The sequence below is a fragment of the Bradyrhizobium sp. LeoA1Lang genome (assembly GCF_055413685.1).
This window is the reverse complement of sequence record NZ_JBVAPG010000097.1, coordinates 16,708-31,821: the sequence shown is the minus strand read 5'-3', so window position 1 is coordinate 31,821 and position 15,114 is coordinate 16,708. Positions and strand designations below refer to the sequence as shown.

Genomic DNA, 15,114 nt, shown 5'->3' with positions numbered 1-15,114 from the left:
CATTCCAATGCGGATAATCTGCGTCACGGACGGCTCCCTCGTTTGAGATTTCGACAACCTCATTCTGGCACAACTGATGCCGTAGGGGGCCGTCCACCCCATCAACCACAGGCCTATGTGGTGTGCTCCGCTGCAACCGCTTGCTCGCGCCACAACACCTCCCTGTGGTTATGGGTCTGCTTTCGCGGGGACAGCGTGGCGGGCCGCGCGATCAATCGCGAACTCGCCGGCACTCACGGCCGGCGGCACACCAGATCGATCTCGATCAGTGCATCATAGGCAAGCCCGGTGACGCCGACGCAAGTGCGTGCCGGCAGGCGGTTCGGCGGGAAATAGCTGCGATAGGTTTCGTTCATCGCGGCGTAGTCTTCCTTGAAGCGCGTGAGATAGATGCGCGACATCACGATGTGCTCGAAGCCGAGACCGAGACCCTCGAGCACAACGCGCAGATTTTCCATCACCGCCTTGGTCTGCGCGACGATGCCATCAGGCAATACGCCGGGGGTTGCGGACGTATCCGGCATCTGGCCGGTGACGAAGACAAAGCCGTCGGTCTCGACTGCGTGGCTGAAGGGCGCCACGGGTTTTGGCCCGCCGGCGATCATGTGAAACTTCAATCTCGGTATCCTTCTGTTATGGCGACGTAGCCACGTCCTCGAACAGCCGCTTGCTCAGGATTGCGTGCACGCCCCAATTGCCATCGACGACCTGGGTGACGCCGAAATCGACCGCCGCCGACATCAGCGCGATCGCCTCGTCCTCGGTGAGACCCTTGATGTTCATCAGGAAGCGCCGCATCTTGCGGAAAGCGTCCTTCATCGCGAGGTCGAGCGAGGACGTCGCATAAACCTCGCTCTGCCCCTGCGCACCGAACTCGGCGAGATAGTTCGGATGGCTGAAGCCGGTCAACACCCAATCGGTCGCGGTCTCGATCAGGGGATAGCTGAGATCGGCAAACGGTTGGCCGGCCAGATTGCCCTTCTTGTGCAGGATCACCTGGAACGTGCCGGTCATCGAGCATTCGATCGCCGTTCCGCTCAACTCTCCGTCGCCTTGGGCTGCATGGGGATCGCCGACCGAGAGCAGCGCGCCTGGCACCGAGACCGGCAGATAGACGGTCGCCCCCTTGCCGAGCCGCCAATTGTCCAGGTTGCCGCCGAAATAGGACGGCGGTACGGAATCAACGAAGTCGAGCTCGCGCGGCGCGACCGCAATCACACCGAAATGCGGCCGTAGCGGAATGCGGATGCCGTCTAGCACGGCGTGCCGGCGCCTCACCGAACCAGGCGCGACGGGAATGCCGGGATAATCGTAGGTCGTATGAACCACGCCGAATGGATCGGTCTGCGGCTCCCAGCGGTAGGAATAGAGCGCACGCGCATGCGGCGTCTCGTCATGAAAGATCTCGTAGATCGTCACGGCTTCGCGCGGCTTGGGGCCGGCCAGGAACTCGTTGTAGTGATAGCCCCACCACGCCGCGACGCTGGAGCCGAATACCCTGCCCTCATAGTGCGGATTGCCGCTCGGCCGCGGCGCGATATCGAGGATGCGCACCTCCAGGACATCGCCGGGCTGTGCATCCTTCACGGCGATCGGCCCGGTGCAGATGTGCACGCCGAAGCCCTCGCCCGCGCCACGCCCGAACACCGAGGCGTCCATCGGACCGGCGCCGCGCCGGTCGACATTCTTGCGCTGCTTGCTCCAGCCGAACACGCTTTCGGCGCCAGGATCGCCCGCGATCATTCTATCAGGGTCGTCAGAGGCATGCTGCGTCAGGGTTTCGATCGTGATCGTGTCGCCGGAATTGATCTCGGCCTGAGGTGCAAGCGTGCGGCTGAAATAGCCCCAATGCACGCGGCTCGCGTCAACGGAGAGATGATGGTGGGCTGGGCGGCCCTCGCACTTACCTTCCTGCGCCGGGGTCGGCGTGCCAGCCGCGATATTTCTGCCGACGCTCGATGGCTGATGCGTTCGCAATTGCGCAAGCGCCTCCTGCGGCCAGCCGCGCTGACCCGCGGCGATCGACGATGGCGCTGCGCGCTCGGCCTCCTGCTGGCGAAACTCGCGCGGCGGCAGACCAAAGCGATGACGGAACGCGCGGCTGAAATGCGCGGAGTCGCTGAAGCCATAGCGATAGGCGATCTCCGAGATCGATCGATGCGCCTCCGCCAGGTTCGACAGATCGGACCAGGCGCGCTGCAGCCGGCGCTCGCGTACATAGTGCGAGAAATTGTCGCCGACGCCCTCGAACAGCTTTTGCAGGTAGCGCTCGGAAATCCCTTCCGCCTGCGCGACACGCGACGGCGCAAGCTCGGGGTTGTCGAGGTTGCGCTCGATGGTCTGGCAAATCCGGTGCAGGGTCGCAGCTTGCGTGGCGGTACCGGCGACCTCTGACGCGGGAGAGGTGGACTGGTGCACGAGCGTCAGCAGGAGATCGACGAGGCTTTGTGCAATAGCGGCCCATTCGACGTCGCTCAGCGTTTCCAGGGTGCGGGAGGTTGCATCCAGCAATCGCGAGAACACATCCGCAAGACCGGCGGGTGCGACGACGCGGGCTTCGGACGCGATCGGCCTGCCGATGAGGCGGCCGTGCCGCGCTTCGGCTGTAACAGAGAGGATGATCGCGCGCATATCGCGCTGGAACATCAGGCTCCAGTCGCCCTGGCGCGGCAGCAGCAGGAGATGGCCGACCGGAACGATACGGTGGCTCGCGCCTTGCCGCAGCATCACGCCGTCCTCGATCGGGAGCAGCGCGATCGGCAACCCCTCGCCCGATTGCGGCAGCGGCGCGATCCCCTGCGATCCCGCGGCGATCCGCGTCAGCGCCACGCCTGCGGCGGCGTTGCGATGCGAGGCCGTCGCGTGACCGTCGTCGAATGCGCTCGCGGAAGCCGGCTGCAGCCCGACCGCAGCCAGGACGTCCCGCCAGGCCTCCAGGCGGTCGTCGCGCGCGTAGGATTCACTCGTGAACGGACGGAAGCTCATCGGCTCGACCCAATCAGAGCCGATCGAAGCAACCCGCGTGCCAGACAAGCGTTATCCTCCCGGGAAATGGCGGCGTCAAAACGACGCTGAAGGTGCCAGGTGGTGATTAAAAGCCGCTCTTGTTCAATGCATTAGTCGCACCTGAAGACATTCTTGCGGATCGTGCCGTGGACGCCCCAATTGGCGTCGACCACCTGGGTGACGCCGAAATCGGCGCCGACCGACATCAGCGAAATCACCTCATCTTCGCTCAGCCGGTGCACGGTCATCAGGAACCGCCGCAGCTTGCGGAACGCATCGCGCATCGCACGGTCGAGGCTGGAGCGGTTGGCAATCTCCGTCTGCGCATCGACGCCAAGCTCGGCGAGATAGTTCGGATAGGTGAAGCCATAGACTGACCAGGCATGATCAGTCTCCAGCATCGGATGCGCGAGGCCCTCAAGCGCGGTTCCGCCGAGATCATTCTTCTTGTGCAGGATGAATTCGAAATCCCCGGTCAGCGAGGTCTCGATCGCGGTGCCGCCGAGTTCGCTGTCGCCTTGCGCGGCGTGGGGATCGCCGACCGAGAAGAACGCGCCGGGGACGGCCACCGGATAATACATCCGCGCGCCCTTCCCGATCCGCCAGTCGTCGATATTGCCGCCGGTATAGCTCGGCGGGATCGAGCTGACATAGTCGGCCTCCGACGGCGCAAGCCCCATGGTTCCGAAATGCAGCCGCGCCGGCACCTTGACGCCGGTGAGGATGTTCTCGCGCTTGCGGATGGTCGCATGGTCGACCCGCACGCCGGGATAGTCGATGGTGGCGTGCACGATGCCATCAGGGTCGGTCTGCGGCGTCCAGACGTAGTTGTAGACGGCTTTCGCGAACGGCTCGCCCGAGGTGTCGAGCTCGAAGATCGTGATCACCTCGCGCGGCTTCGGCTCCTCGATGAGATCGTGATAATGGAAGCCCCAATTGGCTGCGGCGTTCGAGCCGAAACAACGGCCGGCGTGGCAGGCGCTGCAGCTCGGGCGCGGCCTGATGTCGAGGATCCGCACCTCCAGGACGTCGCCGGGCTCGGCGTTTTCAATTGCGACCGGCCCGGTGAGAAGGTGCACGCCAAGCCCCTCGCCGGCGCCGCGGATGAACGGCCCCTGGGTCGGGCCGGAGCCGCGGCGCGCCACCGCCTTGTGCTCACGTGTCCAGTGGAACACGCTCTCGGCGCCTGGATCGCCGGCGATCATCCGCTCGTAATCGTCGTTGGCGTGATGGGTCAGCGTCTCGATGGTGGCGCGGTCGCCCGAACGCAGCGTCAGCGCCGGTGCAACCTTCTTGCTGAAGTAGCCCCAGTGAACGGTGGCCGGCGAGACCGGCAGGGTAAAGTGCCTCATGCAAGTGCCTCTTCAGGGGATCGGAACGATCGAAGTTCTGGCGCGTGACGCTTCATCTCACTGGCTCCGGCGTCTTGTCGGCTTCCATCACGCTGAGGAAGCGCGCGGTGACGGGGTTGCGCGGGTTGGAGAGCACTTCATGCGCCGGCCCCTCCTCGAGGATCCTACCGCCGCTGAGGAAGGCGACGCGGTCGGCCACTTCGTCAGCGAAGCGGATCTGATGCGTCGAAATGATCATCGTCAGGCCATCGTCGATGGCGAGCCGCCGGATCACTTCCAGGACTTCGTTGACGAGTTCGGGATCGAGCGCCGAGGTCGGCTCGTCCAGAAGCAGCACGCTCGGGTTCGGCGCCAGCGCGCGGGCGATCGCCACCCGCTGCTGTTGCCCGCCTGACAGATGCCGCGGCAGTGCGTCGGCGCGATGGCTCAAGCCGACGCGGTCGAGCAGTTCGCGCGCGCGACGGTCGGCATCAATTCGCGTCATGCCTTGGACCCAGCGCAAGGGTCCGGCGATGTTCTCCTTCGCCGTCAGGTGGCTGAACAGGTTGAACTGCTGGAACACCATGCCGACGCCGACGTTGGCGCGCTCATCGGCGATCGCGCGCGGCGACAGCAGCCTGCCGTCGTCGTCGAAGCCGAGCCGCCGTCCCCCGACATGCACCGTTCCGGCATCCCAATTCTCCAGATGATTGATGCAGCGGAGCAATGTGCTCTTGCCGGAGCCGCTGGGTCCGAGCAGCGCGATGACCTCGCCGACGCGAACCGTGAGATTCAAGCCATCGAGCACATCCTGCTCGCCATAGCTCTTGCGCAAATCCCTCACCTCGACCGCGATATTGTTGCGCGCGATCGTCGCGATGCGCCTGGCCCGTTCCTCCGGCGTCAGCGTCCTGGACGGCGGCACCGGAATTTCCGGCTCTATGCCGGCCGCAACGTCGACCGCCGGCGCGGTCTTCTCGGCAAGCTCCAGCTTGGTCAGGAGATCGACCCGGCGCCAGGGCAGATAATCGGCAAGCTTGCGTTCACGCGAGGTACGATCGAGATCGAGCAACCATTCCAACGCGAGCTGGATGCCGCTGATTGCGCCGGTCAGCACGAGATAGATCAGGCCGGAGGCGAAGAAGATCGAGAAGAAATCGAAGGTCGAGGACGCAAGCTGCGTGCTTCGCAGCGTCAATTCCTGGACTGCGATCACGGAGGCCAGCGACGAATTCTTCAACGCGCTGACGGACTCATTGCCGAAGGCCGGGATCATGGTGCGGATCGCCTGCGGCGCGATCACCCGCCGCATCAGCACCGCGGGCGTCATGCCGAGCGCCTGTCCCGCGGCGATCTGTCCGCGCTCGACGCCGACCACGCCGGCGCGCAGCATCTCGGCGATGAACGGCGCCTCGTTGCAGGCGAGCGCGAGGCCGGCCGCCAGCACGGCCGGCAATTTGATGCCGATATGCGGCAGCGCGTCGTAGGCGAACACCATCTGCAGGATCAGCGGCGTGCCGCGGAAGATCACGGTGTAGCCGCGCGCGATCGCCGCCAGCCACCAGAACCGGCTGAGCTGCATCCAGGCCAGGATCAGCCCGAGGATCAGCCCACCTGCGAGCCCGAGGGCGGTCACCTCCAGGGTGAGCTCGATGCCCGCGAGCAGGTAAGGCAGGCTGAGATAGTGCAGGAACAGGGACATCAGTTGACGGTCAGCAGGCCCGGTTCCTTGAGATTGTCGGGATCAAGTCCCCACTTCTTGAGCAGCGCGAGCTGGTCGCCGGATTTGTAGATCTCCGTCAGTGCGGCCATCACAGCGTCGCGAAACTTCGGCTTGTCCTTGGGCACGGCGATGCCGACCGAATACGGGATCGTCACCGCGATCGCCTTCTCGAGCTTGTCCGGGTAGGCCTTCACCGCGTTATCGACGGTGTTGACGTCGTTGATGTAGGTGTCGGCGCGGCCGGCCAGGATCGCCTGGATGCAGTTGGCGTTGTTCTCGTAGAGCTGCAGCGTCGGCTCAGGCTTGCCGGCCGCTTTGCACTGGGGAACGAGGGCCTGCACCAGCGGCACCTCGACGAAGCCGGTATTTTCGGCCGCCGCCGCGCCACACAGCGAAAGATTGATGCCGTTGATGCCCTTCGGATTGCCCTTGGCGACCAGCACGCCGTCGAATACTTTCGAATAGGTGATGAAGTCAGCCGCCTTGGCGCGCTCCTCGGTCGCGTAGATGTCCGAGATCACGATGTCGGCTTGCCCGCTGGCCAACGTCGTCAGCAACGCGGCAAACGTCACCGCCTTGTAGGTCAACTTGAAGCCGAGGCATTCACCGATCATCTCGCCGAGATCGATGTCGAAGCCGATATATTTGCTGGGGTCTTTCGGGTCGATCGATTCATAGCCCGGCGTATGCGGGTTGATCGCGTTGACGAGCGTCTTGCCCTTCCAGTCCGGATATTTCTCCTGAAGCGCCGCGCATGCCGCCGGCGCCGCCGCCTGCGCGCTTAGCGGCGCCAGAAATCCCGCGGCGACGATCGCGCCCAGAATCGCCCGACGCCACGGAAGTGACGCGCGCCGTGCTTCCCCACAAAGCCATTTCTGCATGTTGCCAGCTCCTCCGACGTTGTCATGGCCACGGCCATGTTCCAAAGCTCGAAGGCAAGGCTACGGGGAACCGCTCCGCAAAAGCTTGTCTGGCGGCGTACAAAAAATTGGATGGAGCGAGCCTGTGGTTTGGGCAACGGCTGCTCAAATTGTATTCGGCGACAGCCCGACGTTTGGCGCGGGCGATTCATTACTCGAACACGGCGGCGCATGCGGCGCTCAGACTGGCCTTCTGCGGCTCAGGCAGGCGATGATGGCTTTCACGTTGTGGATTTCGCCGGCAAAAGCCGGTAGACGTCGGGGGTGCAGGCCCGGCGCTGCTCGGACGAGCCGAGCGCGTTGCCCGATCCGGCCGCGAACAGCGTGAGGACAAGGCTGAGGGTGGACACCCGACGGGCGCGGCTTTTCAAGGCTGCCAGTCGCGTAACGCTTGCCTTCATGACCGCGTCTCCCTAAGCTCAAACCTGCCCTGCTCCGCCGCAGGCGTGATTGCGACTTACGCGAATTCATTTTGGTCAAATGTGATTTTTCTCACAGTGCGGTGGGACCGCGCCGGCAATAGCGTTCATACGACACTAGCAAGACTCTGGTAACCAAGTGAGGGGGCGGCTGCCGGATCGCTAAAATTGAAGCGATCCGCTCAATCCGCCTACAAACCCATTTTGCGACGTTGCGCTCACAACCCCCGGAGAGCGCAATGAGCGAAGCTGAATTTGATCTGGTGTTGGACGCCGTGCGAGCAGCCGTCGCCCCGACGCCGCAGGAGGATTTCATGGCTCAGCCATTGCCGCGCTTCCAGCCGCCGCCACGCCCCGCGAATGACAACCAGACGCCCTGGCCGCTCATCCCATTTCCGGATGGCTGGTTCGCCTCCTGCTAAAGAGCGCCACTCCCGCCATCCAGCCAAATCCAATCGCCGCCTGCAGAAAGGCGCTGTGTACCGCGGTGCCGGCGAGGCAGCCGGAGTCTCAGAATTCTGCAGGAACCGGTTCGCGGCCGGTTGCCTAAGTCCTTGAACCTCTGTATTGATCCGCCCCGCTTGGGGCCACGTGGCGGAGTGGTTACGCAACGGTCTGCAAAACCGTGTACACCAGTTCAATTCTGGTCGTGGCCTCCACTCATACAATCAATAGCTTACGCCTGATAGATGAGGCGTCGCTTTCATCGCTTCCGGCGACGAAAATCGCGCTTCTTCGGTTTTGGGGCGAGTTCCGGCATCGTCCGCTGCACCTGGCGATATCTTGCCAGCATCCGCTCAAAGCTGGCGTTCAGGGTTTCGGCAATGTCGGGCCGCTTTTCGAGCGCGGCGAGCAGCAGGCCGGCCGCCTCGATCGTGGAAAGTCCATCGCGGCGCGGTTCGCGGCGAAGCTGGCCGTAACGTGACGGCTGGCGGGGGCCCAGAATCACCCGCTGGCATTTCAACATCCAGGGATTGCGCCACCACAGCGCCTTGGCCTGGCTCCAGGTGCCATCGAGCAGCACGATGCCTTCGATGCGACCGAGGATGCCGCGCTGGTTCGGCTCGAGTGCGCCCTTGCGGTCGATGGCGACGACCTCGGCTTCGGTGTCGAGATCGGCGACCTTGGCGGAGCCGAGATAGAGCACCGCCCAGCGCGACGGGTCAGCCACCGGTTGCCCCAGCGCCTTGGACAGGCTCGGCCAGGACAGCCCGATCCGTACCACCGCATCCTCGAAATGGCGCGCGGTCAGCCGTGCGGTACCGAGCGCCCTATCCTGCTCCTGCGGATGCTGCAGGATCAGGACCCCAATCCGGTTCCCGATTGGCGTAACACTGTCGCAGATGCACAGCGGCATCGGCTTGCCGCAATGTGGACAGTCCGCGACCGGCTCGGCAAGGATTGTCTGATCTGATTCCGTCATCCGCCCGCTATACGCTACGCGGCCGCCAATTCAACTATTCCGCGGGCGCTGCCAGCGCGGCAGGTTCGGCGCGCCGCCGCAACCGGTCGATCAACAGGTAAATCACCGGCGTGGTGTAGAGCGTCAGGATCTGCGAAACGAACAGTCCGCCGATAATGGTGATGCCGAGCGGCCGGCGCAGCTCGGTCCCGGGACCGGTGGCGAGCACCAGCGGAATGCCGGCAAACAGCGCCGCCATGGTCGTCATCAGGATCGGCCGGAACCTTGCGCTGCAGGCCTCGAAGATCGCGTCCGCCGAAGACAGGCCGCGCTGCCGCTCGGCGTCCAGCGCGAAATCGACCATCATGATGCCGTTCTTCTTGACGATGCCGATCAAGAGGATGATGCCGACAAAGGCGATCACGGTCAGCGGCGTGCCGGTCAGTTGCAGCGCCAGCAGCGCGCCCAGCCCTGCGGACGGCAAGGTCGAGATGATTGTCAGCGGATGCGCCAGGCTCTCATAGAGCACCCCGAGCACGATATACATCGCAACCAGCGCCCCCAGGATCAGGAGCGGCTGCCTCCCGCTGGTCTTGTTGAAGTCGCCGGCGTTGCCGTCAAAGCTGCCACGAATGCCTTCAGGCATGTGCAATTCATCGACAGCGCGCTGGATATTCGACGTCGCCTCGTCCAGCGGCACGTTCGGCAGCAGATTGAATGAAACCGTGGTCGAGGGGAACGACTGCGTGTGGTAGACGGCCAGCGGCGCCAGCCCGCGCTGGTAATGGACGAAGGCCGACAACGGCACCTGAACGCCGTTGGCGCCGGCCACGTAGATGCGCTCGAGATTGGCCGGATCGGTCTGGAATTTCGGATCGATCTCCAGCACCACCATGTATTGGTTGCGCTGGGTATAGACGATCGAGATCTGCCGCTGCGAGAACGCGTTGTTGAGCGCGTTGTCGATATCCTGCACGCGGACGCCGAGGCTTGAGGCGGTCTTGCGGTCGATCACCAAATTGAGCTGCAATCCGCCGGGGTCGCGATCGCTGGAGACGTCGGTGATACCTTCAACGGTCTCCATGCGCTTGGCGACGATCGGCGCCCACTTCTGCAACAAGTCGAGATCGGCGCTCGAGAGCGTGTACTGGTAGTCGGAATCGCTCTGTCGTCCGCCGGCGCGGACGTCCTGAGCCGCGAACATGAACAGGCGGATGCCCGGCACCGTGAACAGGTTGCGGCGCAGGCGATCGATCACAAGCTGCGTAGAAACTCCTCCCCGCTCCTCCGGCGACTTCAGGCTAATGAACATGGTGCCTCGGTTGGCGCCACCGCCCATCCCGCCGCTCCCGAGCGAAGAGCCGATTCCGGCGACCGCAGGATCGGCCATCACGATGTCGGCCACCTGTTGCTGCAATTTGAGCATGGCCTGGAACGAGGTGTCAGGCGATGCCCGCGTCGCGCCGATGACGAAGCCGCTGTCGTCGGTCGGGAAATAGCCCTTTGGCGTCTTGATGTAGAGCGTCACGGTCAGCGCGATCGTGGCGAAGAACACGAGCAAGGTCATGAACGGAAAATCGAGCACGCCGCGCAGCGTCCACGTATAGAAGCGCACGATGCGCGACAGGGTTCCCTCGATCAGACGATCGAACCAGGTGGCGCGGTCGGAGGTCGCTTCCTTGATGTAATGCGCACAGATCATCGGGGTGATCGTCAGCGACACCAGGGTCGAGACCAGGATGGCGAAGGTCAGCGTCAGCGAGAATTCACGCAACAGCCGGCCGACGATGCCGTCCATGAAGATCAGCGGCGTGAAGGCGGCGATCAGCGACAGCGAAATCGAAACCACGGTGAAGCCGATCTGCTTGGCCCCCTCCAGTGCCGCCGGATGAGGCGCCATGCCCTGCTCGAGATTGCGGTACATGTTCTCGATCATCACGATCGCGTCGTCGACCACGAAGCCGACGGAGATCGCCAGCGCCATCAGCGACAGATTGTCGATCGAGAAACTGGCGAGCCACATGCCGGCGCACGTACCCGCGAGCGCCAGCGGCACCGAGACGCCCGCCGCAATCGTCGGCGTCAAGCGGCGCAAGAACACGAACACCACGACCATGACGAGCCCGGCGGTGGCAAGCAGCGTCAGTTGCATGTCGAGCACGCTGGCGCGGATGGTGCCGGTGCGGTCCACGAGGGTGGAAATCTCGAGACCGGCGGGGATCCACTGCTTCAGCTCCGGCAGCATCGCATTCACCCGGTCGACGGTGTCGATGACATTGGCGTCGCCCTGCTTGGTGATCTGGATCAGGACCGCGGGCTGCTTGTTGAACCAGGCGACCGAGCGGACGTTGCGCACGCTGTCTTCGATTTCCGCGACATCAGAGAGGCGGACGAAATTGCCGTTCGCACTCTTGATCAGGATGTTGCGGAACTCGGCGGCGGTTCGCATCTGCGGATTGATCGAGAGCGTCTCGCTCTGGCGGCCGCCATTGAAGATGCCGACCGGCCCGAGCGGATTGGCATTGACGATGGCCTGGCGGACGTCCTCCGTGGCAATGCCCGCATTCGACAGCGCCATCGGATTGAGCGAGATCCGCACCGCCGGTTGATCGGCGCCGGAGACCGTGACCTCGCCCACTCCAGGCACTTGCGAGATGCGCTGCGCGAGCACCGTATCCGCCACATCGTACATCGCGCTGGTCGACATCGTCTTCGACGTCAGCGCCAGCACGAACACCGGCGCCGCCGCCGGATTGGCTTTCCTGAAGATCGGCAATGTCGGCAGGTCGGTCGGCAGATCCGCCATCGAGGCGTTGATCGCCGCCTGCACGTCGCGCGCAGCACGATCGATGTTGCGCCCGATCGCGAACTGCACCTGGATGCTGGTGCTGCCGAGCGAACTCACCGACGTGATCTGCTCCACGTCCGCGATCTCGCCAAGCCGGCGCTCCAGCGGCGCCGCCACCGTCGCAGCCATCACCGACGGGTCGGCGCCCGGCCGCGATGCGAACACCCTGATCATCGGGAAATCGACGTTCGGAACCGACGCCACCGGCAGGAACTCGTACGCCACGATCCCCAGCAGGAAGAGCCCGATCGCCATGAGCGTGGTGCCGACCGGACGACGGATGAAGGGCTCCGAGATCGAGATCGATGCCATCACTGCATCCCCTCGGTCGCCCCCGCGACCGGCGGGCCCTGCGGCCCCGGGTCTGGCAGCGCGTGCTCGATCCTGCGGTTCAGCCGGTCGAGCGCGAGGTAGATCACGGGCGTCGTGTAGAGCGTCAGCAACTGGCTGAGCAGGAGGCCGCCGATGATGGAGATGCCGAGCGGAAAGCGCAGCTCGGCGCCGGTGCCGCTTTCGATCGCAAGCGGCAGCGCGCCGAACAGCGCCGCCAGTGTCGTCATCATGATCGGCCGGAAGCGCAGCAGGCAGGCCTGCACGATCGCGTCATAGGGCGACATGCCCTTGTGCCGCTCCGCCTCCAGCGCGAAGTCGATCATCATGATCGCGTTCTTCTTGACGATGCCCATCAGGAGAATGATTCCGATCAGGCCGATGACCGAAAGGTCCTGCCCGAACAGCATCAGCGCCAGGATGGCGCCGACGCCTGCCGAAGGCAGCGTCGACAGGATGGTGATGGGGTGGATGTAGCTCTCATAGAGCACGCCCAGCACGATGTAGATCGTGATGATCGCGGCGAGGATCAGCCAGGGCTGGCCGGCGAGCGATCTGGAAAATTCCGCGGCGTCGCCGGTATAGACTCCGACGATGCTGTTGGGCATGCCGATCCGGGTCTCGAGCGCCTTCACCGCTTCAACGGCATCGCCGAGCGCCTCGCCGGGCGCGAGGTTGAAGCTGAGCGACACCGCCGGGAATTGCGCCTGGTGCGAGATCGCGAGCGGCGCCGTGGTGCGCGTCAGCGTCGCCACTGCCGACAGCGGCACCTGCGCGCCGTTCACGCCGGGCAAATACAGCTTGTCGAGGATCGATGGATCGCGCTGATACATCGGCAGCGCCTCCAGCACGACGCGGTACTGGTTGGCCTGTCCGTAAATGGTCGAAATCTGCCGCTGCGCGAACGCGTCGTTCAGGGTGTCGTTGACGGCCTGCAGGCTGACGCCGAGCTGGCCCGCGCGCTGGCGATTGATATCGAGTGCCGCCCGCAGGCCAGCCTCCTGCGCCTCCGACGACACGTCGCGGAACATCGGATCACGCCGCATCTCGGCGACCAGCTTGCCCGCCCACAGCGACACCTCTTTCGCGTCGGTGCCGTTCAGCGTGTACTGGTACTGCGACCGGCTCGACTGTGTCGAAATCTGCACGTCCTGCACCGGCTGGAAATAGATGGTCATGCCCGGGATCGACGCCGTCTTCTGCTTCAGCCGCGCCACCACCGTCGAAATGCCGTCACGCCGCTCGCCGAGCGGCCTGAGCGTCATCACGAGCCGGCCGACATTGGTGGTCGGGTTGACCGAACCGGCGCCGATCACGGAAACCACGCCGGTCACGTCCGGGTCCGACTTGATCAGGTCCGCCGCCTTGGTCTGCCGCGCCTGCATTTCAGCGAAAGAGACGTCCGGGCCGGCCTCGGTCACCGCTGTTATCGATGACGTATCCTGCAGCGGCAGGAAGCCCTTTGGCGCGATCACATACATGAACAGCGTGAGCGCGATGGTGGCGAAGGTCACCAGCAGGGTCGCGCGCTGGCGCTGCAGCACCCACAGCAGCGTGCGGTGGTAGAACTCGACCATACGGTCGATGAAGCCGCTGATGGCGCCAAGGCCCGGCAGCACGAATTCCTCGCCGACATGCTTCAAGAGGCGCGAGCACATCATCGGCGTCAACGTCAGCGAGACTACCGCCGAGGTCACCACCGCAATCGTCAGCGTCAGCGCAAATTCGCGGAACATGCGCCCGACCAGCCCGGACATGAACAACAGCGGGATGAAGACCGCGATCAGCGACAGCGTCAGCGAGATCACGGTGAAGCCGATCTCGCTCGCGCCCTTGAGCGCCGCTTCCATCACCGACTCGCCCTCCTCCATGTGGCGGACGATGTTCTCGATCATCACGATGGCGTCGTCGACCACGAAGCCGGTGCCGATCGTCAGCGCCATCAGCGACAGATTGTCGAGGCTGAAGCCGGCAAAATACATGATGCCGAAGCTCGTGATCAAAGACAGCGGCAGCGCGACGCCCGCGATCAGCGTGGCGCGCAGGGAGCGCAGGAACAACAGCACCACCAGCGTCACCAGCACGACGCTCAGGATCAGCGTAAACTGCACGTCGCGGACGGAGGCGCGGATGGTGACGGTGCGATCGCTGACGATGGTCAGGTTGACGCCGGCAGGAATCAGCCGTTGCAACCGCGGGATCTCGTCGCGGATCTGGCGGACGACCTCGATGACATTGGCGCCGGGTTGGCGCTGGATGTCGATGATAACAGCCGGGGTGCCCTGGTACCAGCCGCCGGTGCGGTCGTTCTCGAGCCCGTCGACGATCACGGCCACGTCGCCGATCGTCACCGGCGAGCCGTTGCGATAGGCGATGATGATCGGCTTGTAGGCCTCCGCTGCCGCGATCTGGTCGTTGGCGGCGATCGTGTAGGCTTGCTGCGCGCCGTCGAGCGATCCTTTCGGGCCCGAGACGTTGGCGCCGGCAATGGCGTTGCGCAGGTCCTCCATCGAGATGCCATAGGCCGCAAGCCGCGCCAGATCGGCCTGCACCCGCACCGCCGGTTTCAGCCCGCCGAGCACGGCGACGCGGCCGACACCCGAAATTTGGCTCAGCCGCTGGCCAAGGATCGTGTCGGCGAGGTCGCTCATCGCGCGCAGCGAGATCGTCTCCGATGTCAGCGCCAGCGTCATGACCGGCGCATCCGCCGGATTCACTTTCGCGTACACCGGCGGGTATGGAAGATTCTTCGGCAATACCCCCGCGGCGGCATTGATCGCAGCCTGGACGTCCTGGGTCGCGCCATCGATGTCGCGGTTGAGATCGAACTGCAGCGAAATCTGGCTGACGCCGAACGAGCTGGTCGAATTCATCGACGACAGCGACGGGATCTGTCCGAGCTGGCGTTCGAGCGGTGCCGTGATCAGGGACGCGATCACATCGGGGCTGGCGCCCGGCAGTTGCGTCGACACCTGCACCGTCGGGAAGTCGACCTGCGGCAGCGCCGAGACCGGCAGCGCGAAATAGCCGAGCGCGCCGCCGATCAGAAGCGCGATCCCGAGCAGCGAGGTCGCGATCGGCCGGCGGATGAACGGTTCAGAGACGCCCATGGCTTTGCGTACTCGTCCTTGCGAA

At 64.4% G+C, this 15,114-nt stretch carries 9 protein-coding genes, 1 tRNA gene and 2 pseudogenes; 2 read left to right on the top strand and 10 right to left on the bottom strand.

Annotated elements, in window-relative coordinates; all coding sequences use genetic code 11:
- Positions 1 to 233: 233 nt before the first annotated feature.
- The 7 genes and pseudogenes from ACZYOF_RS27855 to ACZYOF_RS27825 form a co-directional block, all read right to left on the bottom strand.
- Positions 234 to 617 carry a RidA family protein gene (locus ACZYOF_RS27855; protein ID WP_130579179.1) on the bottom strand — a complete coding sequence of 128 codons (384 nt, stop codon included), beginning with the start codon at positions 615 to 617 and terminating at the stop codon, positions 234 to 236.
- Positions 618 to 633: 16 nt separating this feature from the next.
- A pseudogene (locus ACZYOF_RS27850) lies at positions 634 to 1,887 on the bottom strand (acetamidase/formamidase family protein); the annotation flags it as partial.
- 74 nt (positions 1,888 to 1,961) lie between these two features.
- Positions 1,962 to 2,985: pseudogene (locus ACZYOF_RS27845) on the bottom strand (helix-turn-helix domain-containing protein); the annotation flags it as partial.
- 131 nt (positions 2,986 to 3,116) lie between these two features.
- Entirely contained in the window at positions 3,117 to 4,358 is a 1,242-nt protein-coding gene (locus tag ACZYOF_RS27840) for an acetamidase/formamidase family protein (RefSeq protein ID WP_463717790.1), read from the bottom strand.
- A gap of 52 nt (positions 4,359 to 4,410) precedes the next feature.
- The gene (locus ACZYOF_RS27835; protein WP_463717789.1) at positions 4,411 to 6,039 is read right to left on the bottom strand and encodes an amino acid ABC transporter permease/ATP-binding protein; all 1,629 of its coding nucleotides are present in this window, start codon (positions 6,037 to 6,039) and stop codon (positions 4,411 to 4,413) included.
- Positions 6,039 to 6,941 carry an ABC transporter substrate-binding protein gene (locus ACZYOF_RS27830; protein WP_463717788.1) on the bottom strand — a complete coding sequence of 301 codons (903 nt, stop codon included), beginning with the start codon at positions 6,939 to 6,941 and terminating at the stop codon, positions 6,039 to 6,041. The genes ACZYOF_RS27835 and ACZYOF_RS27830 overlap by 1 nt, the downstream gene beginning before the upstream one ends.
- Before the next feature lie 260 nt (positions 6,942 to 7,201).
- Positions 7,202 to 7,381, bottom strand: coding sequence for a hypothetical protein (locus tag ACZYOF_RS27825; protein ID WP_463717787.1), 180 nt, complete (start codon positions 7,379 to 7,381; stop codon positions 7,202 to 7,204).
- 257 nt (positions 7,382 to 7,638) lie between these two features.
- On the opposite strand from ACZYOF_RS27825, the gene ACZYOF_RS27820 reads away from it, so the two are divergent.
- Positions 7,639 to 7,821: a hypothetical protein gene (locus tag ACZYOF_RS27820; protein ID WP_130579187.1), complete on the top strand. Its 183-nt coding sequence runs from the start codon at positions 7,639 to 7,641 to the stop codon at positions 7,819 to 7,821.
- A 163-nt stretch (positions 7,822 to 7,984) separates the two neighbouring features.
- Positions 7,985 to 8,058, top strand: a tRNA-Cys gene (locus ACZYOF_RS27815).
- Positions 8,059 to 8,102: 44 nt separating this feature from the next.
- On the opposite strand, the gene ACZYOF_RS27810 is transcribed toward ACZYOF_RS27815, so the two are convergent.
- The 3 genes from ACZYOF_RS27810 to ACZYOF_RS27800 are packed head-to-tail and all read right to left on the bottom strand — an operon-like array spanning position 8,103 to position 15,089.
- Positions 8,103 to 8,822 (bottom strand): tRNA-uridine aminocarboxypropyltransferase, encoded by a 720-nt coding sequence (locus ACZYOF_RS27810; RefSeq protein ID WP_463717786.1) that lies wholly within the window; start codon positions 8,820 to 8,822, stop codon positions 8,103 to 8,105.
- A 34-nt stretch (positions 8,823 to 8,856) separates the two neighbouring features.
- Entirely contained in the window at positions 8,857 to 11,961 is a 3,105-nt protein-coding gene (locus tag ACZYOF_RS27805) for an efflux RND transporter permease subunit (protein WP_463717785.1), read from the bottom strand.
- Positions 11,961 to 15,089: an efflux RND transporter permease subunit gene (locus ACZYOF_RS27800; RefSeq protein WP_130579194.1), complete on the bottom strand. Its 3,129-nt coding sequence runs from the start codon at positions 15,087 to 15,089 to the stop codon at positions 11,961 to 11,963. Before ACZYOF_RS27800 ends, ACZYOF_RS27805 begins: the two co-directional genes overlap by 1 nt.
- Positions 15,090 to 15,114: the final 25 nt, after the last annotated feature.

Coding starts and splice junctions, on each gene's coding strand:
- ACZYOF_RS27840 (WP_463717790.1), bottom strand. CDS start 4,358: ATGAGGCACTTTACCCTGCCGGTCTCGCCGGCCACCGTTCACTGGGGC.
- ACZYOF_RS27835 (WP_463717789.1), bottom strand. CDS start 6,039: ATGTCCCTGTTCCTGCACTATCTCAGCCTGCCTTACCTGCTCGCGGGC.
- ACZYOF_RS27830 (WP_463717788.1), bottom strand. CDS start 6,941: ATGCAGAAATGGCTTTGTGGGGAAGCACGGCGCGCGTCACTTCCGTGG.
- ACZYOF_RS27825 (WP_463717787.1), bottom strand. CDS start 7,381: ATGAAGGCAAGCGTTACGCGACTGGCAGCCTTGAAAAGCCGCGCCCGT.
- ACZYOF_RS27820 (WP_130579187.1), top strand. CDS start 7,639: ATGAGCGAAGCTGAATTTGATCTGGTGTTGGACGCCGTGCGAGCAGCC.
- ACZYOF_RS27810 (WP_463717786.1), bottom strand. CDS start 8,822: ATGACGGAATCAGATCAGACAATCCTTGCCGAGCCGGTCGCGGACTGT.
- ACZYOF_RS27805 (WP_463717785.1), bottom strand. CDS start 11,961: ATGGCATCGATCTCGATCTCGGAGCCCTTCATCCGTCGTCCGGTCGGC.
- ACZYOF_RS27800 (WP_130579194.1), bottom strand. CDS start 15,089: ATGGGCGTCTCTGAACCGTTCATCCGCCGGCCGATCGCGACCTCGCTG.